At 65.4% G+C, this 21081-nt stretch carries 20 protein-coding genes; 10 read left to right on the top strand and 10 right to left on the bottom strand.

Annotation, left to right across the window (positions count from 1 at the left end; all coding sequences use genetic code 11):
• The first annotated feature begins 39 nt into the window (after positions 1-39).
• The 6 genes from dut to wecC all read left to right on the top strand — a co-directional run bounded on the left by dut (position 40) and on the right by wecC (position 5310).
• The gene (dut, locus tag Q5H94_RS01270) at positions 40-489 is read left to right on the top strand and encodes a dUTP diphosphatase (RefSeq protein WP_304559308.1); all 450 of its coding nucleotides are present in this window, start codon (positions 40-42) and stop codon (positions 487-489) included.
• The gene (locus tag Q5H94_RS01265) at positions 486-866 is read left to right on the top strand and encodes a hypothetical protein (protein WP_304559307.1); all 381 of its coding nucleotides are present in this window, start codon (positions 486-488) and stop codon (positions 864-866) included. The genes dut and Q5H94_RS01265 overlap by 4 nt, the downstream gene beginning before the upstream one ends.
• Positions 863-1615 (top strand): HesA/MoeB/ThiF family protein, encoded by a 753-nt coding sequence (locus Q5H94_RS01260; protein WP_304559305.1) that lies wholly within the window; start codon positions 863-865, stop codon positions 1613-1615. Before Q5H94_RS01265 ends, Q5H94_RS01260 begins: the two co-directional genes overlap by 4 nt.
• An 83-nt stretch (positions 1616-1698) precedes the next feature.
• Positions 1699-2832, top strand: coding sequence for a non-hydrolyzing UDP-N-acetylglucosamine 2-epimerase (gene wecB, locus Q5H94_RS01255; RefSeq protein ID WP_304559304.1), 1134 nt, complete (start codon positions 1699-1701; stop codon positions 2830-2832).
• A 48-nt stretch (positions 2833-2880) separates the two neighbouring features.
• Positions 2881-3939, top strand: coding sequence for an acyltransferase family protein (locus Q5H94_RS01250; RefSeq protein WP_304559741.1), 1059 nt, complete (start codon positions 2881-2883; stop codon positions 3937-3939).
• Positions 3940-4011: 72 nt separating this feature from the next.
• Positions 4012-5310, top strand: a complete 1299-nt coding sequence (gene wecC / locus Q5H94_RS01245; RefSeq protein WP_304559303.1) for a UDP-N-acetyl-D-mannosamine dehydrogenase — start codon at positions 4012-4014, stop codon at positions 5308-5310.
• A gap of 93 nt (positions 5311-5403) precedes the next feature.
• Here the strand turns inward: wecC and galU are convergent, their stop codons facing one another.
• The 9 genes from galU to Q5H94_RS01200 form a co-directional block, all read right to left on the bottom strand.
• Positions 5404-6267: a UTP--glucose-1-phosphate uridylyltransferase GalU gene (galU, locus tag Q5H94_RS01240; RefSeq protein WP_304559301.1), complete on the bottom strand. Its 864-nt coding sequence runs from the start codon at positions 6265-6267 to the stop codon at positions 5404-5406.
• An 86-nt stretch (positions 6268-6353) separates the two neighbouring features.
• Positions 6354-7619: an exopolysaccharide biosynthesis polyprenyl glycosylphosphotransferase gene (locus Q5H94_RS01235; RefSeq protein ID WP_304559299.1), complete on the bottom strand. Its 1266-nt coding sequence runs from the start codon at positions 7617-7619 to the stop codon at positions 6354-6356.
• A 117-nt stretch (positions 7620-7736) separates the two neighbouring features.
• Entirely contained in the window at positions 7737-8984 is a 1248-nt protein-coding gene (locus Q5H94_RS01230) for a glycosyltransferase family 4 protein (protein ID WP_304559297.1), read from the bottom strand.
• Positions 8981-9541 (bottom strand): LbetaH domain-containing protein, encoded by a 561-nt coding sequence (locus Q5H94_RS01225; protein WP_304559295.1) that lies wholly within the window; start codon positions 9539-9541, stop codon positions 8981-8983. The genes Q5H94_RS01230 and Q5H94_RS01225 overlap by 4 nt, the downstream gene beginning before the upstream one ends.
• Before the next feature lie 91 nt (positions 9542-9632).
• Positions 9633-9878, bottom strand: a complete 246-nt coding sequence (locus tag Q5H94_RS01220; protein WP_304559293.1) for a hypothetical protein — start codon at positions 9876-9878, stop codon at positions 9633-9635.
• Positions 9871-11259 (bottom strand): O-antigen ligase family protein, encoded by a 1389-nt coding sequence (locus Q5H94_RS01215; protein ID WP_304559291.1) that lies wholly within the window; start codon positions 11257-11259, stop codon positions 9871-9873. Before Q5H94_RS01215 ends, Q5H94_RS01220 begins: the two co-directional genes overlap by 8 nt.
• Positions 11256-12455, bottom strand: a complete 1200-nt coding sequence (locus Q5H94_RS01210; RefSeq protein WP_304559290.1) for a hypothetical protein — start codon at positions 12453-12455, stop codon at positions 11256-11258. Before Q5H94_RS01210 ends, Q5H94_RS01215 begins: the two co-directional genes overlap by 4 nt.
• A 1-nt stretch (position 12456) precedes the next feature.
• Positions 12457-14673 carry a GumC family protein gene (locus tag Q5H94_RS01205; RefSeq protein ID WP_304559288.1) on the bottom strand — a complete coding sequence of 739 codons (2217 nt, stop codon included), beginning with the start codon at positions 14671-14673 and terminating at the stop codon, positions 12457-12459.
• Between the two features lie 44 nt (positions 14674-14717).
• Positions 14718-15407: a polysaccharide biosynthesis/export family protein gene (locus tag Q5H94_RS01200; protein WP_304559286.1), complete on the bottom strand. Its 690-nt coding sequence runs from the start codon at positions 15405-15407 to the stop codon at positions 14718-14720.
• A 154-nt stretch (positions 15408-15561) separates the two neighbouring features.
• Between Q5H94_RS01200 and galE the strand changes: the two genes are divergently transcribed.
• Complete coding sequence (gene galE, locus Q5H94_RS01195) at positions 15562-16578, top strand: UDP-glucose 4-epimerase GalE (RefSeq protein WP_304559284.1); 1017 nt, start codon at positions 15562-15564, stop codon at positions 16576-16578.
• 16 nt (positions 16579-16594) lie between these two features.
• Here the strand turns inward: galE and Q5H94_RS01190 are convergent, their stop codons facing one another.
• Entirely contained in the window at positions 16595-17980 is a 1386-nt protein-coding gene (locus Q5H94_RS01190) for a hypothetical protein (protein WP_304559282.1), read from the bottom strand.
• A 187-nt stretch (positions 17981-18167) separates the two neighbouring features.
• Here Q5H94_RS01190 and Q5H94_RS01185 point away from each other — a divergent pair, with 187 nt between their 5' ends.
• From Q5H94_RS01185 to Q5H94_RS01175, 3 genes are read left to right on the top strand one after another with little or no spacing between them, the layout of a single operon-like run.
• Positions 18168-19019 carry an ABC transporter permease gene (locus Q5H94_RS01185; RefSeq protein ID WP_304559280.1) on the top strand — a complete coding sequence of 284 codons (852 nt, stop codon included), beginning with the start codon at positions 18168-18170 and terminating at the stop codon, positions 19017-19019.
• Positions 19019-20299: an ABC transporter ATP-binding protein gene (locus Q5H94_RS01180; protein ID WP_304559278.1), complete on the top strand. Its 1281-nt coding sequence runs from the start codon at positions 19019-19021 to the stop codon at positions 20297-20299. The genes Q5H94_RS01185 and Q5H94_RS01180 overlap by 1 nt, the downstream gene beginning before the upstream one ends.
• Positions 20277-21074 carry a class I SAM-dependent methyltransferase gene (locus tag Q5H94_RS01175; RefSeq protein WP_304559276.1) on the top strand — a complete coding sequence of 266 codons (798 nt, stop codon included), beginning with the start codon at positions 20277-20279 and terminating at the stop codon, positions 21072-21074. Before Q5H94_RS01180 ends, Q5H94_RS01175 begins: the two co-directional genes overlap by 23 nt.
• Positions 21075-21081: the final 7 nt, after the last annotated feature.

Genomic DNA, 21081 nt, shown 5'->3' with positions numbered 1-21081 from the left:
GTCTTAGACAAAACGCGCAATTATCGTACAACGGAAGACATGCAGCTTGCGCCGATCACCCTGGAAATCAAACGGCTCGACCATGCCGCCGGTCTGCCGCTGCCCGCGTATGCCAGCGCGGGTGCGGCCGGCATGGATGTCGTCGCCGCCGAGGCGCTGACGCTCGCCCCCGGCGCGCGTGCAGCGGTGGCGACCGGCTTCGCCGTCGCGATCCCGGAGGGCTATGAGGTGCAGGTCCGCCCGCGCTCCGGTCTCGCGCTCAAACACGGCGTCACCTGCCTCAACACACCCGGCACGATCGACAGCGACTATCGCGGCGAAGTGAAGGTGATCCTCGCCAATCTCGGCGACGAACCGTTCGAGATCGCGCGCGGGGATCGCATCGCCCAGCTCGTTCCCGCCCCCGTCCAGCGCGCCCTTTTGCAGGAAGTCGTTACGCTGGATGAAACCGTTCGCGGCGCCGGTGGTTTCGGATCGACCGGACGATGATATTGCTAGCCCTCCTTGCTCAGGCCGCCGCCGACGCGCCCGCTCCGCCCGCGGATTGGACCGCGCTCGCGCCGGTGCCCTATGCCGCCACGCCATCGGTGACGACGCAGCTCTCGCGCTTCGTGGCGGATGAGGTGACGGCGGGCCGCTGCACCATCCCGCGCCCCGGCGACGGCCATTATCTCGTCAAGGTCGATGTCGCCGCCTGGGTCGACCCGGACGGCAGCGTGAAGCGCGCGGTGCCGCGCGCCATCGCCTGCCCGACGGTGGAGCAATATAGCGCGGGTCTCGTCACCAGTTTCGCGCGCGGCAACATCAAGGCCAAGCCGACGGCAGGCTGGTACAAGACGACGATCACCTTCGACTGGCGGATATGAACCTCACCGACGCCGAGCTTGATCGTTACGCACGTCATATCGTTCTGAAGGAAGTCGGCGGTGCAGGTCAGGCGAAGCTGCGCCGTTCTACCGTCGCGGTGATCGGCGCAGGCGGCATCGGATCGCCCGCCATCCAGTATCTCGCCGCCGCCGGTGTCGGTACGCTGCTGCTGATCGACGACGACCGCGTCGATCTCTCCAACCTGCAACGCCAGACACTCTTCAGCGAGGACGATATCGGCCGCACCAAGGTGGCGGCGGCGGCTGGCGCGGTGGTGCGGCTCAACCCCAACGTGATCGTCGTGGTGCGTTCCGAACAGATCAATGCGCGCAACGCCCGCGGGCTGCTCGCCGGGGCGGACGTGATCCTCGACGGCACCGACAGTTTCGCGACCCGCCTCGCGGTGGCAGATGCCGCGCTGGAGCTTCGTATCCCGCTCGTGTCTGCGGCGGTCGCGCAGTTCGAGGGGCAGCTCGCCGTCTATCGCGGGTGGGAGGCGGACAAGCCCTGTTATCGCTGCTTCGTCGGCGACGATCCAAATCGGCCCGACGTAAGCTGCGCCGACGTCGGCGTGCTCGGCGCCATGGCAGGTGTGATGGGCAGTCTCGCCGCGCTGGAGGTCATGCGTCAGGTGACGGGCTTCGGTGAGGATGCGGCGGGCAAGCTGCTGCTGGTCGATGCCCTGGCGGGGCGGTTCCGGTCGATCGCCTTGCCCAAGGATCCGGGCTGCCCGGGATGCGGGCACTAAAATCTCTCTCCCCGCGTACGGGGAGAAGGCTTTATCCGACACGGGTATCGCGCCGTTAACCTCACGCCGCTATGCGCGTGTCCATGACCGCGCCGCACAAAATCCTCGTCATTTTCGGCACCCGCCCGGAGGCGATCAAGCTGTTCCCCGTCGTCGCCGCCCTGCGCGACACGCCCGGCCTCGAGGTGCGGACCTGCGTGACGGCGCAGCATCGCGGCCTGCTCGATCAGGTGCTCGCCATCGCCGGCCTCGTCCCCGACATCGATCTCGATCTGATGGAGCCGGGCCAGACACTCGACCGCCTCACCGCGCGCCTGCTCACCGGCCTCGGCGACGTGATGGACGCCGAGAAGCCCGACCGCGTCATCGTGCAGGGCGATACCGCGACCGCGATGGTCGGCGCGCTCGCGGCCTATTACCGCAAGGTGCCGGTCAGCCATGTCGAGGCAGGCTTGCGCTCCGGCGACATCTACCAGCCCTGGCCCGAGGAGGTGAACCGCCGCATCGTCGCGCCGATCGCCGACCAGCACTTCGCACCGACCGAGACCGCCGCCGAGGCGCTGCGTCGCGAGAATATCGACCCCGCGACGATCCACGTCACCGGCAACACCGTGATCGACGCGCTGCATGCGACCCGCGCCAAGCTCGACGCCGATCCTTCGCTCGCCGCCGGGCTCGACGACATCGCTGCGCGCTTCGCCGGCAAGCGCCTGATCCTCGTCACCACGCATCGCCGCGAGAATTTCGGCGACGGCATGGACAATATCGCTCGCGCGCTCGGCCGCATCGCCGACCGTCCCGATACCGCGATCCTCTTCCCGATGCACCCCAATCCCAATGTCGTCGCGGCGATGGAGCGCGTGCTGGGCGACCGGCCCAACATCGCCCGTATCGAGCCGCTCGATTACCCGCACTTCATCCGCGCGCTCGGCCTGTGCGAGATCGCGCTCACCGATTCGGGCGGCGTGCAGGAGGAAGCGCCCGCGCTCGCCAAGCCCGTCCTCGTCATGCGCGAGACGACCGAACGGCCCGAGGGCGTGATGGCCGGCACCGCCAAGCTGATCGGCACCGACGGCGACCGCATCGTCGCGGAAGTCTCCGCGCTGCTCGACGACAAAGCCGCCTACGGGGCGATGGCACGCGCGCACAATCCATTCGGCGACGGCCATGCGAGCGAACGTATCGCGGCGGTCGTATCGAAGGGCTTTGCCGGCTGACCTCGCCGTGCCATGCCGCCGCGCATGACTGGGGGCAGATTGAGCGACGTGGATTCGAAGCGGCTGTCGATAGTACGCTTCCCGCTGATCCTGCTCGTCCTCTATATCCACTCCTTCATCGCGCCGGTGAATTTCGCCGGCGGCAGCGTGCAGCTCCAGATCCCGTTCGGCCTGACCTTGCTGTGCGAGGCGCTGTCGAACGGCATCGCCCGCGTCGCGGTGCCGCTGTTCTTCCTGATGTCGGGCTATCTGTTCTTCATCGGCTTCGACGGGAGCGTCGCGGCATACGGCCGGAAACTGCGCGCGCGCGTGGGCACCTTGCTGGTGCCGTACCTGTTATGGAACGTCCTGATCGCATCGCTCTACATCGTCGGCCAGTCGCTGCCGCAAACCGCGCCGCTGTTCAGCGGCAGTGCGAAGATTCTCGGCGGCGGCGCGCTCGCCACGCTTGACGCGGTATTCGGCTTCACACATTTTCCGATCGCCTACCCTTTCTGGTTCATCCGCGATCTGATGGTGCTGGCGATCCTCGCGCTGCCGTTGCACCTGATCCTGACGCGGACGTCGTGGCTGCTGCCGGCGCTGCTCGTCCCCTGCTGGGTGGCGAGCTGGTGGTTCCTCCCCCTTCCCGCGATCGAGGCGACCACGTGGTTCACGATCGGCGCCGCACTCGCGCTACGCGGGCGCTCGCTGTTCGCGTGGGAGGAGCGGATGACGCTGTTCGCGCCGCTCTATCTCGTGCTGCTCATCGCCGATATCGTCATGCGGCTGCGGTATGACTGGTGGTGGCTGCACCAGCCCGCCATCGCCCTCGGCGTCGCGACTGCGCTCTGCCTGCCGCGCTACGTCATGCGCGCGCGTCGGATGAGCGCGGCGCTCCTCACGCTCTCGGGGGCGAGCTTCTTCGTGTTCGCAGCCCAGGAGCCGCTGATGACGCTCGTGCGCAAGCTGCTCTACAGCGTTCTATCACCGACGCCGGGCGTGGTAACAGCGGTCTATATGCTAGAGCCGCTCGCCATCGCCGCGCTGCTCGTCGCCGTCTATTTCACATTGCGCCGGCTGCTGCCGCGCTTCACCGCGACGATCAGCGGAAATCGGGGGGCCTGAAGGCGCGCCGTTACCGGAATATTTACGAGGTCGAGGCCAAGAGGGACGCCATCGCAACGAGGGCGCCCGTACATGATTTCCGACACTGAGCTGAAGGTCGTCGTCGTTGGCCTTGGCTATATCGGGCTCCCCACCGCCGCGGTGATCGCGCGGACGGGCGCGCAGGTGCTGGGCATCGACGTGTCGAGCCACGTCGTCGATACGGTCAATTCGGGCAAGGTGCATATCGAGGAGGTCGATCTCGACGGTCTCGTCTCGGGCGTGGTCGCGCGCGGCAATCTCCGTGCCTCGACGCAAATCGAGCCGGCCGACGTGTTCGTCATCGCCGTGCCGACGCCCTTCGCGGAGGATCACGCGCCCAACATCGGCTACGTCCTGCGCGCCGCGACGACGATCGCCGCCGTGCTGAAGGCGGGCGACGTGGTGATCCTCGAATCGACCTCGCCGGTCGGCACGACCGAGAAGGTCCGCGATCTGCTCGCGCAGCTTCGCCCCGATCTCAAGGTGCCCGGCAAGACGGGTGACAGCCCCGATATTGCCATCTCCTATTGCCCGGAGCGCGTGCTGCCCGGCCGCATCCTCGTCGAGCTGATCGACAACGACCGCGTCATCGGCGGCATCACGCCCCGCTGTGCGCGCAAGGCACTGCAATTCTACCGCCGCTTCGTGCGCGGTGCCTGCGTGACCACGACGAGCCGCGCGGCGGAGATGACCAAGCTCACCGAGAACGCCTTCCGCGACGTGAACATCGCCTTCGCCAACGAACTGAGCCGCGTCGCCGACACGATGGGCGTGGACGTGTGGGAGGTGATCCGCCTCGCCAACCGCCATCCGCGCGTCAACATCCTGTCGCCCGGCCCCGGCGTCGGCGGGCATTGTATCGCGGTCGATCCGTGGTTCCTCGTCCACGCCGACCGCGAGAACACGCCGCTGATCCGCACCGCGCGCGAGGTAAACGATGCCAAGACCGATTACGTCGTCGCCCGCGCCGAGGCGATGATCGCCGCCAATCCGGGCGCGCAGGTCGCCTGCCTGGGCCTTGCCTTCAAGGCGAACATCGACGATTTCCGCGAGAGTCCGGCGCTCAAGGTGGCGGAGGCGCTCGCCATCCGCTTCGGCGAGCGCGTGCGCATCGTCGAGCCCTATGCCGACGCGCTGCCCGCCTCGTTCGCGGGCACGGGCGCGAGCCTGATCGACATCGACACTGCGATCGAGAGCTGCCGCGTGATGATCGTGCTGGTCGATCACGACGTGTTCAAATCGGTGCCACTGGAAGAGCGTGCTACCAAGCAGGTCTACGATACGCGCGGCATCTGGCCGGATCAGCCGCAGTGTGATCTCAAGACGGTGTCGCTGCGGCTGGCGAGCTGAACCCCAACCCCCGTTCGTCCTGAGCGAAGTCGAAGGACATGCGGCAAGCGCGCGACAGGCACTTCGACTTCGCTCAGTGCGAACGGCTGTGGTCTAAGCGAGAAGCTCTTTCGCGAACGCCCGCACCACGCTGCCGATATCGTCGCGTGCCAGCGCCAGCGCGAGGTTCGCCTGGATGAAGCCGGCCTTGTCGCCGCAATCATAGCGCTGGCCGTCGAAGGTGAAGCCGTGGAACGGCTGCTTGCCGATCAGTTGCGCCATCGCATCGGTGAGCTGGATCTCGCCGCCCGCGCCCTTCACCGGATTGTCGAGGATCTTCATCACCTCGGGCTGCAGGATGTAGCGGCCCGGAGTCATCAGGTTCGATTTCGCGGTGCCCTGCTTGGGCTTCTCGATCACTTCGAGCACTTCGGTGAGGCGGCCGTCGATCTTGCCCGGCGTGATGATGCCGTATTTGTCGGTTTCCTCGGCGGGCACTTCGAGCGCGCCGATCAGATTGCCGCCGACCTTGTTATACGCCTCCACCATCTGCTTCATGAAGCCGCCGACCATCAGTTCGTCGGGCAGCAGTACCGCGAACGGCTCGTCGCCGACGATCTCGCGCGCGCACCACACCGCATGGCCGAGGCCGAGCGGCTCCTGCTGGCGGACATACACCGGCGAGCCGGGCTTCTGGCGGATGTTCTCGATCAGGCTCAGCGACTTGCCGCGCGCCTTCATCGTCGCCTCAAGCTCGTAGGAGATGTCGAAATGATCCTCGAGCGCGCTCTTGCCGCGGCCGGTGACGAAGATGATCTGCTCGATCCCCGCCTCCAGCGCCTCTTCGACGGCATATTGGATCAGCGGCTTGTCGACGACCGTCAGCATTTCCTTCGGCATCGCCTTGGTTGCCGGCAGGAAACGCGTGCCGAGGCCAGCGACCGGGAAAACGGCTTTGCGAAGCGGCTTGATCGTCATGGTCCCCACATCTCCCTAAGAGCGGAATCACCCGTTCCGGGGCGGGCGTTATGTCAGGCCATGCCGCGTTGCAACAAGGATCGTGGTCAACGCGCGCCGTAACCCGTCAGGACGACCATCAGCGTCTGTACGGTGATGACGATGTCGAGCCAGGCCGAGTAATTCTTGATGTAGTAGAATTCGTACTGGAGCTTGTGGCGAACGTCATCGAGTTCGGCGACATGGCCCTGATTCACCTGCGCCCATCCGGTGATGCCGGGCCGTACGACGTGGCGGTACGAATAGAACGGCAGTTCCTGCTCGTACCATTGCGACAGCGCCAGCGCCTCGGGCCGCGGCCCGATCATGCTCATCTCGCCGGTCAGCACGTTGATGAGCTGCGGCAGTTCGTCGATGCGCGTCCGCCGAATGATACGGCCGATCCGCGTCACGCGGGCATCGTCGGCCAAGGTCATCGCACTGGTGCGGGCCGCATCACACGGTTCGGCAACGCGCATCGAGCGGAACTTGTAGATCGTGAAGGGGCGCGCGCGGTATCCCATCCGTTGCTGCCGAAACAGCGCGGGGCCCGGCGAATCGAGGCGGATGGCGATCGCCGTCATCACCATCAACGGCGCGAGCAACGGCAGCAGGATCAGCGCGCCAGCGAGATCGAAGAGGCGCTTGATCTTGCCATACGCCATGTTGGGGAGCAGCGAGCCCCAGCTATTTTCCGACAGATGCTCGATCGCGACCCGGCCAGTCAGCGATTCCTGCAATTGCTTGATGTGATAGACCGGCCGGCCGAGCAGCGCCGCCTCGGCCAGCATCCGCTCCCATTCGGGCGCGTGATCGTGATGCAAATCGGCGACGATCGCCTCGCGGCCCGGCGGCAGAACCGGCTCCCGCAACGCGACGAAGATGACATGGCCGAGGCTCGACAGCGTCGCCACGCGGCCGCCCGGCACGATATAGAAGCGCTGTACGGCGCGGCGTTCCAGGAACAGCGTCAGCAGGAAGGCGAAGCTGGTGGAGGCTGCGAACCCCACGAACAGCATCGGCCGACTGTAATCGGAGCGCGTAAAGAAAAAAGCGGCGACCGCGATGCCGTACGTGACGCAATAGGCCGGCAGGATAACGCTGTAGCCTGCGATCCCTGGAAACGCCGTCATCCGGCGGAATACAAGAAGCGCGGTGAGCGCCGCGAGGCCCGACGCAACGACACTGATCGTGACGACGTTGGCGATATATTCCAACTGGAACTGGACGAGCGCCAGCGGCAGCACGCACGACAGCAGGATGGTGCAGAACACCTGCACGCGCAATTTGGACAGAAGCGTGGCCTGCCTCGCCGATTTTTCGTGCGGGACCATCAACATCGCACCACCCCAAGAGCCGGTCCCAACCACCGACCGGCATCGGCTACCATGATTCGCCGCGCGGTCCAACGCCGGGGCCGAAATTCAACGCTATTCCGCCGATTTACTTCGCTAATCTGACGCATGTTGGGCAGCGAGATCGGCAAGGGTGCGATGCCAACGGTCGAACGCGATAGCGCGGGCGTATTCCCGGTCCAGCAGCGCGCGGGCGTTCGCGCCCATCCGGTCGAGACGCACGGGATCGCCCGCCAGCGCGTCGATCGCAGCGACCATCGCCGCCGAATCGCCGGGCGCAACCGCAATGCCGCAATCGTGCCGCGTTACGATGCGGCCGATCTCGCCATCGGGATCGGACACCGCGATCACCGGACGGCCGGCGGCGGCGATCCCGTAGAATTTGCTCGGCACGATCAGCCCTTCCATCGCGGGCCGCAGCGACAGCCAGTGGACATCGGCGACGCCAAGCGACTCGCCGAGCCGTTCGCGCGGCTGATAGGGACGGAACTGGAAGAGATCGGCGAGGCCCTCGTCCGCGACGCGCTCGGCGAGCTTGCGGCTCTCGTGCCCGCCCCCGATCATGAGGAAAACGAGGTCTCCACGGTCGCGCAGCAGCCTAGCGGCGCCGATCAGCGTCTCAGTCTCGTGCGCGCGGCCGAGGTTGCCGGAATAGCCGATCACGAATTTACTCTCGAGGCCCCATTCGGCGCGGAGCGGCACCGTGTCGCGCGGCAAGGGACGCACGCCCTCATCGTCGCTCCAGTTGGGGCGCACGACGACGCGCTCGCCTGGCACGCCCGCCGCCGCCAGCCGCTCGGCCATGCGCTCGCCGATCGCGACATTGAGCGCGGCACGCTTGAGCGAGCGATTGCGCAGCGCCGTCAGCAGCTTTCCGGCGGGCCCGCGCAGGCTTTCGATCCCAAGCTCGGCGGCGATCTCCGGGTAGAGATCCTGCAACCAGTTTACGACGCGCGCACCGCGCAAGGCAGCCGCCCCACCGATCACTGTGCCGAGCAGTGGCGGATCGGTCTTGGCGACGACGATGTCACCACGCCTCACCGCGCCGAGCACCGCGAGGAAGCTGGCGATGTAGAAGGAGAGATAGTCGATCGCGCGCCCCGCGATCCCGGCGCGACCGAAGCGCGTCGTCGCGACACGGCGTATCGTCACGCCCGCCCGCGTCTCGCACTTCGGCAGCACGGCGGCGGCATCGTCGTAGCGCATCCGGCTCGTGATCACCGACACCCGCCAGCCCCGCGCCGCCAGCGCTTCGGCAAGATCGGTCAGGATTTGGGCGGTGGCGCTGTGATCGGGGTAATAGAAGCGGTTGACGAACAGGAGGCGCGGCGCGGCGGCGGTCATCCGCGCCCTGCCCTGTCCCGAGCGCGCAGCGGCTTCGCGGGGTGACCGGCCACCACCGTCCATTCCGGCACGTCCTTCACCGCGACCGCGCGCGCGGCGACCACGCCACCCTCCGCCACCGTCACACCCGGCCCGACATAAGCCTCCGCCGCGACCCAGCCATAGGCATGGATCACGATCGGCGCGGTCATCAGCGGCGCATCGGCGTCATCGACATCGCGGCTGGCGGTGCAGAGATACGCGCGCTGGCTGACCGTCGCGCCGCGACCGAGCTCGACCCGCGCCACCGAATAGCAATCGACGGCATCGCCAAGCGTGCTGCCTGCGCCCATCACGAGGTTCCACGGTGCCCAGACGGTCGCGGACGGATACGGCTTTGCCCCGCCTGCAATGCGCGCGCCGAACAGCCGCAACAGCATTCGCCGCCAGAAATGGAACGGGCGCGGCGACGGGCGGTACAGCAGCAGCCAGACGACGCCCCATGCCGCGCGTCCAGCCTTGCTCGCGAACGAGGTCGGCGGCTGACGGATCAGCGCGGCGTGGCCGGTATCGCTCATCGCCGCTCGTCCCGGTTGAATTGCAGCACGTTCGTCCCTCGTTCCCGCCCCTCCGCCATTTCCGCGCTTCGGCGGGCAATGACAAGTATCGTCAGGATGCGCCGCGTTCGCGCCAGGGCTCGCCTCGCGCCGGGCGTTCGAGGATGCAGCCGCAGCGCGCGCAGCGCGCGCGCCACTGGCCATGTTCATGCCGCACCGTGCTGCGCCGCACCTCGTGGATACGGAAGCGGCACAGGAAGGTGCCCATGTCGGTGATCATCAGGAAACGGCTGCGGACGTGCTGCAGCACGCCCTTCAAACCCGGTTCGCGATCGTTGCTGCGGCGGCGCTTAACCATCGGCTTCCATCATCTTGCCGCGCGTGCGCTGCGCGCTGCCGGCGAATAGCTGACCGGAGATCGTCGCGAGCGGACGCGCCATGATCGCGCAGCACATCGCGAACAGCACGGCGAGCGCAGCGGTGCGGCCGGGATAATCGACCACGCTGTGCGCCATGATCAACGCGGAGGCGACCGTGGCGGCGCGAGCGAAGCGCGCGCGCTGCCCCGCTTCGCGCCATGCGAACAGCGCCTGTCGCACCCACCAAGCAAAGAACAGGATCATCAGGATCAGACCGACGATTCCGGTCTCCATCAGGAATTCCAGATAATCGTTGTGCGCATGGTTGATGTACACCGTCGTCGCGGCCTGCGCCCCGGCATAGAGCGGATAGACCATCAGGAACGATCCGAGCCCTGAGCCCAGCGGCGCGAGATCGCGGATCGCGCGCAGGGTATCGCGATAGATCGACGTGCGCGTACCCGTGCCGGCCGCGATGTCGGTGGCGGCGAAGCCATGCAACAGCGGGCTCGACACGCCGATCAGGATCAGCAGCCCGAACGTGGCGACGAGCAGCAGGCCGATCAGCGGCAAGGCGACCCGCCGCCGCTCGACACGCAAGATGATCGCGCTGCCCAGCACCGACGGCACCATCAACAGGATGCCCGCCAGCGAGCCATCGGCGACGGTGCCGAGGATGATGAAGATCGTCAGGCCGGAGAGCATCACCCATTTGCCGGCATTCTTTGGCGCGGCGTCGCCGCCATCGCCTTCGCGTGCGGCGAGCGCGGCGATGAAGGGAAGCGTCATCACACCCAAAGTCGCGAGATGATTGCTGTTGGCGAACATACCGACGAGTTGGTCGCGGTTGGTGAGGTGATAGAGATAGAATGGCGATTGCTGCCCGCCCGCGATCTGGAAGAAGCCGAGCAGGAACGAGCCCGCCGCCAGCACCGCGAGCGTCCATGCCATGCGCCGCACCGCATTCGGCCCTGCACCGGAGATCAGCCGCAACGCCGCCAGTACCGGCAGTACCGCGGCGATCGACGCGATCGTCGAGGCCGGCCATAGCGACAGCGGCAGCCACGGCAGCGGCGCACCCGCCAATGCATATCCCTCGGCTGCGGCAGCGCGGCCGCCGAAATGCGTCCAGATCGACGGCGGCAACGGGATCAACTGCAGCACGGCGATCGCCGGCACCGCCAGTGCCAGCATGAACAGATGACGCTCGGCAGCGACATTGGCGATGCCGCCGGCCGACAGCGAGGTAAACGCGATCAGCAGGACCGCGACGAGTTGCAGCACGGCATTGGGCACCGCGCCGCCGCTGGTCGATCCGCCGAGCAATATCGCCAGCACCAGAAACGCGGATGGCAGCGACTGGTGGAGCGCGCGCATCATGGCTGCGCTCCCGTGATGGCGACAGAGGTGACGGCGATCTGCATGGTCGAAGGATAATCCGAAGGCCGCCCCGCCAGCGCCAGAACCTGCACGTCGCACCCGTCAGCGATCGTGACATTGCCACCGATCCGCGCCGGGGCGTTGCCGACCGGAATATCCAGCGTCACCAGCGGGGTATCCGGCGTCGCTGCGCAGGCGAGCGTGAAGAAGGCCAGGTTTCCGTCAGCCTTGCCGGAACGGTTCGCAGCCGCAGCGATGCGGTAGGCACCCGGCGGCAGCAACAGAGTCTGCGCGGCGAATTGCGAGGCACCATCGCCGAAATAGGAAACCTGCAAGCCCCCGCCCTTCGTGTAATCGACCGTCGCCTCGCCGTTGTCGGTCAGCCGCCAGTTGAACGGCGGGCTGCCGGGCAGCTTCGCGAATTGCCCGTCATAGACGTAGCCGACCTTGTCGAGCGCGCCTTCGGGCAATTGCGTGACCCAGGCGAGATACGCGAGATCATATTGCTTGCGCTTGATGAGCTGGTCGATGACGCTCGCATCGTAACCGCCCTTGTCGCTCCCGTTGATGCGCGGCCCGGCCCCGCCCAGCACGCGGAACAAGATCGCGGGATCGGCGTCGCTGCGCACGAGTTCCTCCGCGACGGCGTTGAGCCAGATCGGCTGGCGCTTCGCGAAGGCCGAGACCGCAGCCTGCGATGCCGGGAAACGCGCCAGCCCGGCCAGCGCCTTCGCGGCGCGCGGACGCGATCCGGCATCGAGCGTGTAGAGCCAGTCGAGCTGGACGATCGTATCGGGGAAATCGCCGCGCATCGCCGCATCGGCGGCCAGCCAGGCACGAGCCTCGGGCGACAGCGGATCGCGCGCCACCGCCGCCAGCATCAGTTTTCGTGCGCGCGCCGGGTCGCTCTGCTTGAGCCGCGTCGCCTCGGCCACCAGGGGCCCGGCGGCGAGCGGAATTTGGGCAAGCTGGTCGGCCGGCTTCCCTGCCGCACCGCCACAGCAAGGATAGGTCGCCTGCCGGACGTCGTGCGGAAAGATTCCGAGGCGCAGATAGTTGAACTGAGCGGTGAGCGCGATCAGCACGATCGCCGCGAGCGCGAGGACCAGCACCACGCCTTTGCGCAGCGCCGACGCGCGCGGCGGCAACCCCGGCTCGCCGAACGTCCCAGCGCCGTTCGCACTATTGGCCGGCATGTCAGTTCAGCAGCTCGAGCTTCGGCTTCCTGCTTTCGCCCTGGCCGTAGCCATAACCATAGCCGTAGCCATATCCATAGCCATACCCATAGCCGGTCGACTTCGCGTTGACCTTGGTCAGCACCGCCCCGATCACGTTGGCGCCGGACCCGCGCAACCGCTCGACCGCGCTCGACACGGCGGGGCGCCGCGCGGCGGAAGCCTGGGTGATGAACACGACCGCCTGGCACATCGATGCCAGGAGCGGCGTGTCGGCGAGACCGAGTACCGGCGGCGCGTCGATCACGACGAGGTCGAACTGGTCCTCGCACGCAGCCAGGATCTCGCGCATGCGGGGCGATGCGATCAGCTCGGCCGGGTTGGGCGGAATATGGCCGCCGGGCAGCAGGAACAGGTTCTCGAACTTGGTCGGCACGATGCAGTCGACCACCTGATCGTTCGAAGCGAGCAGGTTGGCGAGGCCGCGCACTTCCGATCCGTCGTCGTTCTCGATGCGGAACGAGGGCTTGCGCATGTCGCAGTCGATCAGCAGCACCGACATGCCGCGCCGCGCATAGAAATAGCTGATCGCGAAGGCGGAGCTCGACTTGCCCTCGCCCGAACGCGCGCTGGCGAACACGATCGAGCGCGGCGTGCCGCCGGCCGCCGCGAAGTTTATCGCGGTGCAAACCGACAGATACGCCTCTGCCACCGGGCTCTGCACGTCGCCGACCTCGTCGTAGAAGGTCGAGTTCTTGCCGATCGACGGGATCGCGCCGAGGGGCGTCACGTTGATCTTGGTGCGCAGGTCTTCCATCGTCTTGACGGTGTCGTCGATGAACTCGATCAGGAAAGCGAGACCGATGCCGAGCAACGTGCCGATCGTCAGCGCGATGGCGAGGTTCGCGGTCAGGTTCGGGCTGAACGGCACCGACGGCGGCTCGGCGCGATCGACCACCGAGGCGATGCTGGTGCCGATACCACCCGCGACGCCGATCGTCTTGAAACGCTGGAGCAGCGCGTCGTAGAGCGTGCGGTTGGTATCCACCTCGCGCTGCAGGATGTTGTACTGGATGCCGCGCCCGCGCGTATCGAGCACCGAGCTCTTGAGCTGGTTGACCTTGGCACGCAATTCGTTCTCGCGACCGACCGCCGCCTGGAATTCGGCCCTGGCCGCCGAAGCGACGTTGCCGCGTCGCCGTGAAAGCTGGCTGTCGATTGCGGAAATCTGCGCCTTCAGCTGCCGCATCGTCGGGAATTCCGGGCGAAACAGCGCGAGTTTCTGATCATAGTCCGCCTGCAGCTTGGCCCGATCGGATATTAACTGATTGACAGCCGGATCGGCAACCGTCTCGGGCGTATCGCCGGAACTTGTAAATTGGCGGTATTTCTGTTCGGCCTGAATGCGTGAACCAATCGCCTCGGCCAGTGTGCCGTTGACCGCGCTGAGCGATGCGGAATCGAGCGACGCGCTGCCGGCGCCGTCCTTTCCGGTGCTGACCTCGACGATGCTCTGTGCCTGGGCATATTGCACCAGCGCGCGCTCCGACGTCTCGAGCGCGGCCTTGGTGCTGGCGATGCGGTTTTGCAGGAACTTGCGCGCGTTGGCGGTGGTGTCAAATTTTCGCTGCAGGTCGGACGCGATGTACGCATCGGCATAGGCGTTGACGAGTTGGGCTGCGATCTGCGGGTCGCGGCTCGTGAAATTGATCGAGACGAGCCGGCTCGCACCGACGGGCACGACGCTGAAGCCGCCCGCGGCGACCGCAGTGGCGATCTTCGTGCGCGTGGCGGGATCGGCACCCTGCGGCGCGAAGGCGGGATTCTTGGCGAGATTGAGCTCCTCGACCACCCGCTCGGCCAGCGCGCGGCTGCGCAGCAGCCCGAACTGCGTCGTCAGGAATTGCGGATCGCGCACCGCGACCTTCTGTACGGCGGCGCCCTCGATCAGTTCGGGTGAAGGCTCGGTGATTTCGAGCGACGCGGTGGCGCGATATATCGGCGGCGAAAGCAAAGTGACGACAACCGCCAGCACCGCCGCCATCACCACGCAGAACAGGATCAGCCAGCGCCAGCGATAGAGGATGCGCGCCAGCTCGCGCGGGTTGAACGCCTGCTGCTCCTTGGGAGGCGTCGTCGGCAGCACCGGCCCGACCGGGCCAATCGCCCCGCCGGTCGGCGCCAGGATCAGGCCTTCCCGGTCGGTTCCGCTACCGCCCAGATGCACGGACTTGTTCATATTTTTTCCTACCCCGTCCTTCCCGCGGAGGGAAGGCGACCTTTTTAGAAGCGTGTGAACAACCCGATCAGCGGAAGCGTCTGCAGCACAAGCTGGATATTCTTGCGGACGTTGGAACCGTCGACCACGACGATGTCGTTCGGATAGATGTCAGGATCCGGCATCTGGCCGCGGCGGATCGCCTTCAGGTCGAAAGCGGCCGCCATACGCTGCCCCTTGATCGTGCGGAAGATCGCGATGCGGCGGTCATTCGAACTCTCGTTCAGCCCCTTGGCGGTGGCGATCGCCTGCACGAGCGTCACCTTGCCGCTGCCCAACTGATAGATGCCGGGCGCCATGACGGCACCGTCGATCGTGAAGCGGCGGCTGTTCGCAGCCTTCACCTGCACCTGAATAGTGGGAGACTGCAGCAGCCGCTCACCCAGCGTTTTCGAAAGCGTGGAGGCGATCTCGTCGGTGGTCTGGCCCGCGACCGGCACGTTGCCGACCAACGGCAGTCGGATGCGGCCGAGATCGTCGACCGTGTAATCGCCAGTATATTCCTGGACGCCGAACACCTCGATCCCGAGCACGTCGGTCGGGCTGACGTGATATTCCTCGCCAACCTGCGCGACGGGCAGATCGGGCGCGCCGAACTCGGTGACATTGTAAGGAACCGGCCCGCCCTTGGTGACACAGGCGGTGACCAGCAAGGCCGACATGCACACCACTGCCAGCCTGATAAGACGTGACATGAAACCGCCCCTTCCCGCCCCGAAAAAATCGCTTAACCGCAAGGGCGAAACGCCGGTCACCCTTAGCAAAGGCGGGTGTCCCGTCAAGCTACGCAGCCTTGGTTGACTTGGTCGGCAACCGGGATAAGCCCGCCCGAACGATAAGGTTTCCTCAATGACAGACCCCACCTCTTCGCCGGGCCGCGGCACCGTTCTCGTGACCGGCGGGGCGGGCTATATCGGCTCGCACACCTGCAAGGCGCTCCGCGCTGCGGGCTATGATCCGGTCGTGTTCGACAATCTCGTCTACGGACATGCGGAAGCGGTGCGCTGGGGCGTTCTGGAACGCGGCGATATTGGCGACCGCGCACGGCTCGATGCGGTGATCGCGCACTATGCGCCAACCGCGATCGTCCATTTCGCGGCCTATGCCTATGTCGGAGAATCCGTGACCGATCCCGGCAAATATTATCGCAACAACTTCGCGGGCACGCTCACGCTGCTGGAGGCGGCGCGGGACCACGGGATCGGCCGCTTCATTTTCTCCTCGACCTGCGCGACCTACGGCGTGCCCAGCGAAATCCCGATCCTGGAAACGACGCCCCAGTCCCCGATCAATCCCTACGGTGCGTCGAAGCTGATGATCGAGCGCGTCCTCGCCGATTTCGGCGTCGCGCACGATCTGCGCTGGATCGCGCTGCGATATTTCAACGCGGCGGGCGCCGACCCGGAGAACGAGACGGGCGAACTGCACGATCCCGAGACCCACCTCATCCCGCTCGCCCTTGACGCGGCGAGCGGACGGCGGGCGGCGCTGACGATTTTCGGCCAGGACTACGACACTGCCGACGGCACCTGCGTGCGCGACTATATCCACGTGTCGGATCTCGCAGACGCGCATGTGCTGGCGCTGGCGGCGCTGGAGCGCGGCGTGGAGTCGCAGCCGCTCAACCTCGGTAACGGCAACGGCTTTTCGGTGCGCGACGTCGTCCGCACGGTCGAGGCGATCACCGGGCTGCCGGTCCCGCACGATTTCGGCCCGCGCCGCCCCGGCGACCCCCCCGCCCTGATCAGCGACGCCCGCCGCGCCCGCGAGCTGCTGGGTTGGCAGCCGCGCTACGCCGATCTGGACGCGATCGTCCGCACCGCCTGGGCCTGGCACCAGCGCAACGCGGGCACCCCAGCGATTTGATGGCTTAGGTGCCGCGTCAGGAGGACACTTGGCCCGGTTCCGTGCCCATGATGATGCCTGTTGGTAGATTGGCCTGCCCAGCGGCTTTCGAGGCCGCGGTTCGGTGCCTGAAATAGAATTCCAAGCCCAGCACTAGCATAAAGCCAAAGACCATCGGCCACAGCACCAGCAAGGTTATATTGCGGCCGAGATTGAAGGTCAGCCCCATCCCGACCAGGAACAGGCAGGTGCGCGTCAACGACTTTTGTTCGCGCAGGCGCGCGAGCCAAGCCGCCCAAATCGCCATCAGCAGTGCGGAATAAAGCGGCCCCAGGATATTCCCAAACTCTAGTACGCCCTGTCCGATCATGCCCGTCGAAATGGTCGCGAATACACCCGTATCTGAAGCACCACCCGCGAAACCGCGCGCGATGGCATAATCGATGCCGATTAACGGCTTGTTTACCCAAAGCGCACGCGGCACGACATTCGCAAGCTCCGCCATTGTATTCATGCCCCAGGCAAGGCTAACAACTCCAGTCTTTACAAATGTCGTACAGTATATTAACTCAGAGGCCATGTTTAGACCAAGATGCTTCTCTTGTTCGATATCACCACTATAATTGAATCCGTAGTTTCGGAAAGTAATTATCTCTTTCAGAGCCCAATTGACAAACAATGCTGCGGCCAGCAGACTACTCCCTTTTATCCACATTTTTGCCTTAGTAAAAAACACGAATGAGAATACCATCGGCACGAACACAGCAAGCGTAAGGTTGCGGCTGCCCTGTAAAAAGATATACGGCCAAGAGATCAAAATCGCGACTACACACAGGACGCGAAAGAGTGGACGCTTCATCAGCGGGAGCAGCATGCCGAACATCGCGAGCACCAGCGTGTAGAGGTAAGCTGCCATCGAGACGAGAAACCCTAGCGAGCCTGCGTCGGCACCCGCCGCCCGTTGCCACATGCTCACACCCGCTCGCGAATCCAGTGGAAGCAACGTGGCGAACAGATTTCCGTCCATGCGCCACGTGCCGAATGAGAGCAGCACAAGCCATAAGCCGCCGATAACCAGAAACAGCTTTTCCGCAGGAATAGCGTCCACGGACAGCCCCTGAACATCTTTTTTCGCCGCGAACATCTTTGCCAGCACTGTGACCAGCCCGCGGAACGCCGCGAGGAAGAAAAACACCGTCAAATAAGCTGTCGACAGTTCCTCGTCGCCAAACGCCATCGTCTCGGGCGAGTTGATCGGCTCCATCATGTACCAGCCGAACACGGTGAAATAGACCATCAGCGCAGGCAGCGACCAGCTATCGCGCAGCCGAAACAAAGCCTCCGCCGAGAGCAACATCAACGCCATCATCGACAACCAGTAGGCGGCCGGCAGCGCATATATCGTGGCGAAATCGAGATCCATGCCGGCCGGGCACTAGCACAGCGAAACCCCCTCGTCAGCCCCGTTCCCACCCGCCCGGCCGAGGCCGATGACGACCTTGACGCGCTGCAAAATGGTGCGATAGGCCATTCTTGTTACGCGATATCGCGTCGTCCCGGCGTGGGTCCGGGCCGGGCCTGCGGGGCCGCGCAGCGGGGGAATGAAGTCGATGACCGCGTCACCCACGACCGGCCAGTCCGAGAGGTTGCTGATCATCGCGCCCGGCCGCAGCGAGCGCAATTACTGGCTCGATCTCTGGGCGTATCGCGAATTGCTCGCCATCCTGGCGTGGCGCGATCTCGCGGTTCGTTACAAGCAGACCTTCATCGGCGTCGCCTGGTCGGTCGTGCGGCCGTTGCTCACTCTGGTGATCTTCACAATCCTGTTCAGCCGCGTCGCGAAGCTGCCGAGCGTCGGCACCACGCCCTATCCGGTGATGGTGCTGGCCGGTCTGCTACCCTGGACCCTGTTCTCCTCGATCCTGAACGAGGCCGCCAACAGCCTGATCACCAACGCCAATCTGATCGGCAAGGTCTATTTCCCGCGCCTCATCATCCCCACCGCGACCACTGCCGTCGCCTTCGTCGATTTCCTGATCGCCTTCGTGATCCTGCTGGCGCTGATGCTGTGGTTCGGCTTCGCGCCGGACTGGCGGATCGCGCTGCTGCCCGCCTTCGTTCTGCTCGGCATCCTGACCGCGCTGGGCCCCGCGCTCATCATGACGACGATGAACGTGAAATACCGCGATTTTCGCTATGTGCTGCCGTTCGTGATGCAGTTCGGCCTCTACGTCTCGCCAGTCGGCTTCTCCAGCGCGGTGATCCCGGACGCCTGGCGGTTGCTCTACAGCTTCAACCCCGTCGTCGGCGTGATCGACGGCTTCCGCTGGTGCGTGCTGGGCGGCCAGGCACCGTTCTACTGGCAGAGCTTCACGATCGCGATCGTCGAGACGATCGTCTTCCTGTGGATCGGCGTCCGCTATTTCCGCAGCGCCGAACGCACCTTCGCCGACCTGATCTGATGAGCAGCGACGTCGCGATCCGGGCAGAAGGGCTCGGCAAGAAATATCTGATCGGGCACGAGACCGAGAGCTACACCGCGCTGCGCGATGTCGTCAGCCGACGCGCGCGCCGCTTCGGGCGCAGCGTGATCGACATGGCGCGCGGCCGCCCCAACGTTGCGGGCGATCATGTCGAGGAATTCTGGGCGCTCGACCATGTCGATTTCGAGATCGCGCGGGGCGACGTCGTCGGCATCATCGGCCGCAACGGCGCGGGCAAGTCGACGCTGCTCAAGGTGTTGTCGCGCATCACTGAGCCCAGCTCCGGCAGGCTCGAAATCCGTGGGCGTGTGGCGAGCCTGCTGGAAGTCGGCACCGGCTTCCATCCCGAATTGACGGGGCGCGAGAACATCTACCTCAACGGCGCGATCCTCGGCATGTCGCGCGGCGAGATCAAGCGCAAGTTTGACGACATCGTCGCCTTCGCCGAGGTCGACCGCTTCCTCGATACGCCGGTGAAACGCTATTCGAGCGGCATGTACGTGCGCCTCGCCTTCTCGGTCGCGGCGCATCTCGAACCCGAAATCCTCGTCGTCGACGAAGTGCTCGCGGTCGGCGATGCCGAATTCCAGAAGAAATGTCTGGGCAAGATGGGCGAGGTGGCGGGGCAAGGCCGCACCGTCCTGTTCGTCAGCCACAATATGGGCGCGGTGCGGCAACTCTGCACGCGCGGCATCCTGCTCGCCAAGGGCAAGGTGATCGCGGATACCGACGCGGACAGCGCCATCGCGCTCTATTCGAGCACCGTGCAGGAAGCCTATGGCATCTCCTTCGAGGCCCGGCCCGACAAGCCGTCGATCACCGCCATCCGCATCGACGAGGTCGCGCTGAGGCACGGCTCGCTGCATGTCGAGATCGACTTCACCGCGCCCGGCCCGCTCGAAATCCCGATCGGCGGGCTCGTGCTGCGCAGCGTATCCGGCGAAGCGGTCTGGGGCTCGAATGGGCGTTTCCACCAGCGCAGCGGGGGCGACGGGGTCGCGACAGGCACGTTGATCTGCGAGGCGCGTGACCTGCCGATCGCGCGTGGTCAATATTTGGTCTCCGTGTGGCTTGGCGACTGGTATGAGGATCACGACGGCAGGCTCGACGTGCTCTCGATCCAGTTCGGTGACGATCGCGTCGATCCGCTGCGGCCGCCGGCCTCTGTTATCGGGCATGTCGAATGGCCGGCGACTTGGTCGGATGCTCAGCGGGGGCCGACATCAAAGGAAGACAATGCTTTCACGCCTTCTGCCTGATTTTCTCCGGGGTGCCCGGTCGCGGATGCATGCCATCGCGCAGGGCCGCGATCTGGCCAGCGCGCCGATCTGGGCGAAGCCGGCCGCCGGGCTTTCCGACATGCGCGAAAATGACCTTCGAGCTTTTTTCGAAAGCAATCTCGAAGGCCCCGGCTTGTGGAAATGGACTCATTATTTCGAGATTTACGACCGTCACCTCGCTCGGTTTCGCGGCAAATCGCCGGTGATGGCGGAAATCGGGGTCTATAGCGGCGGCAGTCTCAATATGTGGCGCAGCTATTTCGGGGCCGGCGCGCATATCCACGGCATCGATATCGAACCGGACTGCGAGGTATATCGGGGTGACGGGGTCGATATCCATATCGGCGATCAGGCCGATCCACGCTTCTGGCAAGACTTTCGCAAGCTCGTGCCGCAACTCGATATCCTGATCGACGACGGAGGGCATGAACCGCACCAACAACTCGTTACGATGCAGGAGATGCTACCGCATCTGAAGCCCGGCGGTATTTTCATCTGCGAGGATATTCACGGCGATCGTAATATATTCGTCGATGCGGTCTATGGCATTGCCGCGTCCCTGAATGCGATGGACCAATACCGCGATCTCAACGAAGGCTCGGTACGGCAGCATGTGCCAGTGCAGGGCGCGAGGGCGCACGTCGCGAGCGTAAACTTCTATCCCTTCGCGGTTGTCATCGAGATGCGGGAACACCCGATCAGCGAACTCCTGGGCCGCAAACAAGGCACCCGTTGGCAGCCTTTCCTGAGCTAGAAAGCGT

This window comes from Sphingomonas immobilis (genome assembly GCF_030580995.1).
In the GTDB taxonomy this organism is placed as follows: Bacteria; Pseudomonadota; Alphaproteobacteria; order Sphingomonadales; family Sphingomonadaceae; genus Sphingomonas; species Sphingomonas immobilis.
The sequence above is the reverse complement of the archived record's forward strand: the minus strand, read 5'-3'. Positions and strand labels throughout refer to the sequence as shown.

Coding starts and splice junctions, on each gene's coding strand:
- dut (WP_304559308.1), top strand. CDS start 40: ATGCAGCTTGCGCCGATCACCCTGGAAATCAAACGGCTCGACCATGCC.
- Q5H94_RS01265 (WP_304559307.1), top strand. CDS start 486: ATGATATTGCTAGCCCTCCTTGCTCAGGCCGCCGCCGACGCGCCCGCT.
- Q5H94_RS01260 (WP_304559305.1), top strand. CDS start 863: ATGAACCTCACCGACGCCGAGCTTGATCGTTACGCACGTCATATCGTT.
- wecB (WP_304559304.1), top strand. CDS start 1,699: ATGACCGCGCCGCACAAAATCCTCGTCATTTTCGGCACCCGCCCGGAG.
- wecC (WP_304559303.1), top strand. CDS start 4,012: ATGATTTCCGACACTGAGCTGAAGGTCGTCGTCGTTGGCCTTGGCTAT.
- galU (WP_304559301.1), bottom strand. CDS start 6,267: ATGACGATCAAGCCGCTTCGCAAAGCCGTTTTCCCGGTCGCTGGCCTC.
- Q5H94_RS01235 (WP_304559299.1), bottom strand. CDS start 7,619: ATGGTCCCGCACGAAAAATCGGCGAGGCAGGCCACGCTTCTGTCCAAA.
- Q5H94_RS01230 (WP_304559297.1), bottom strand. CDS start 8,984: ATGACCGCCGCCGCGCCGCGCCTCCTGTTCGTCAACCGCTTCTATTAC.
- Q5H94_RS01225 (WP_304559295.1), bottom strand. CDS start 9,541: ATGAGCGATACCGGCCACGCCGCGCTGATCCGTCAGCCGCCGACCTCG.
- Q5H94_RS01220 (WP_304559293.1), bottom strand. CDS start 9,878: ATGGTTAAGCGCCGCCGCAGCAACGATCGCGAACCGGGTTTGAAGGGC.
- Q5H94_RS01215 (WP_304559291.1), bottom strand. CDS start 11,259: ATGATGCGCGCGCTCCACCAGTCGCTGCCATCCGCGTTTCTGGTGCTG.
- Q5H94_RS01210 (WP_304559290.1), bottom strand. CDS start 12,455: ATGCCGGCCAATAGTGCGAACGGCGCTGGGACGTTCGGCGAGCCGGGG.
- Q5H94_RS01205 (WP_304559288.1), bottom strand. CDS start 14,673: ATGAACAAGTCCGTGCATCTGGGCGGTAGCGGAACCGACCGGGAAGGC.
- Q5H94_RS01200 (WP_304559286.1), bottom strand. CDS start 15,407: ATGTCACGTCTTATCAGGCTGGCAGTGGTGTGCATGTCGGCCTTGCTG.
- galE (WP_304559284.1), top strand. CDS start 15,562: ATGACAGACCCCACCTCTTCGCCGGGCCGCGGCACCGTTCTCGTGACC.
- Q5H94_RS01190 (WP_304559282.1), bottom strand. CDS start 17,980: ATGGATCTCGATTTCGCCACGATATATGCGCTGCCGGCCGCCTACTGG.
- Q5H94_RS01185 (WP_304559280.1), top strand. CDS start 18,168: ATGACCGCGTCACCCACGACCGGCCAGTCCGAGAGGTTGCTGATCATC.
- Q5H94_RS01180 (WP_304559278.1), top strand. CDS start 19,019: ATGAGCAGCGACGTCGCGATCCGGGCAGAAGGGCTCGGCAAGAAATAT.
- Q5H94_RS01175 (WP_304559276.1), top strand. CDS start 20,277: ATGCTTTCACGCCTTCTGCCTGATTTTCTCCGGGGTGCCCGGTCGCGG.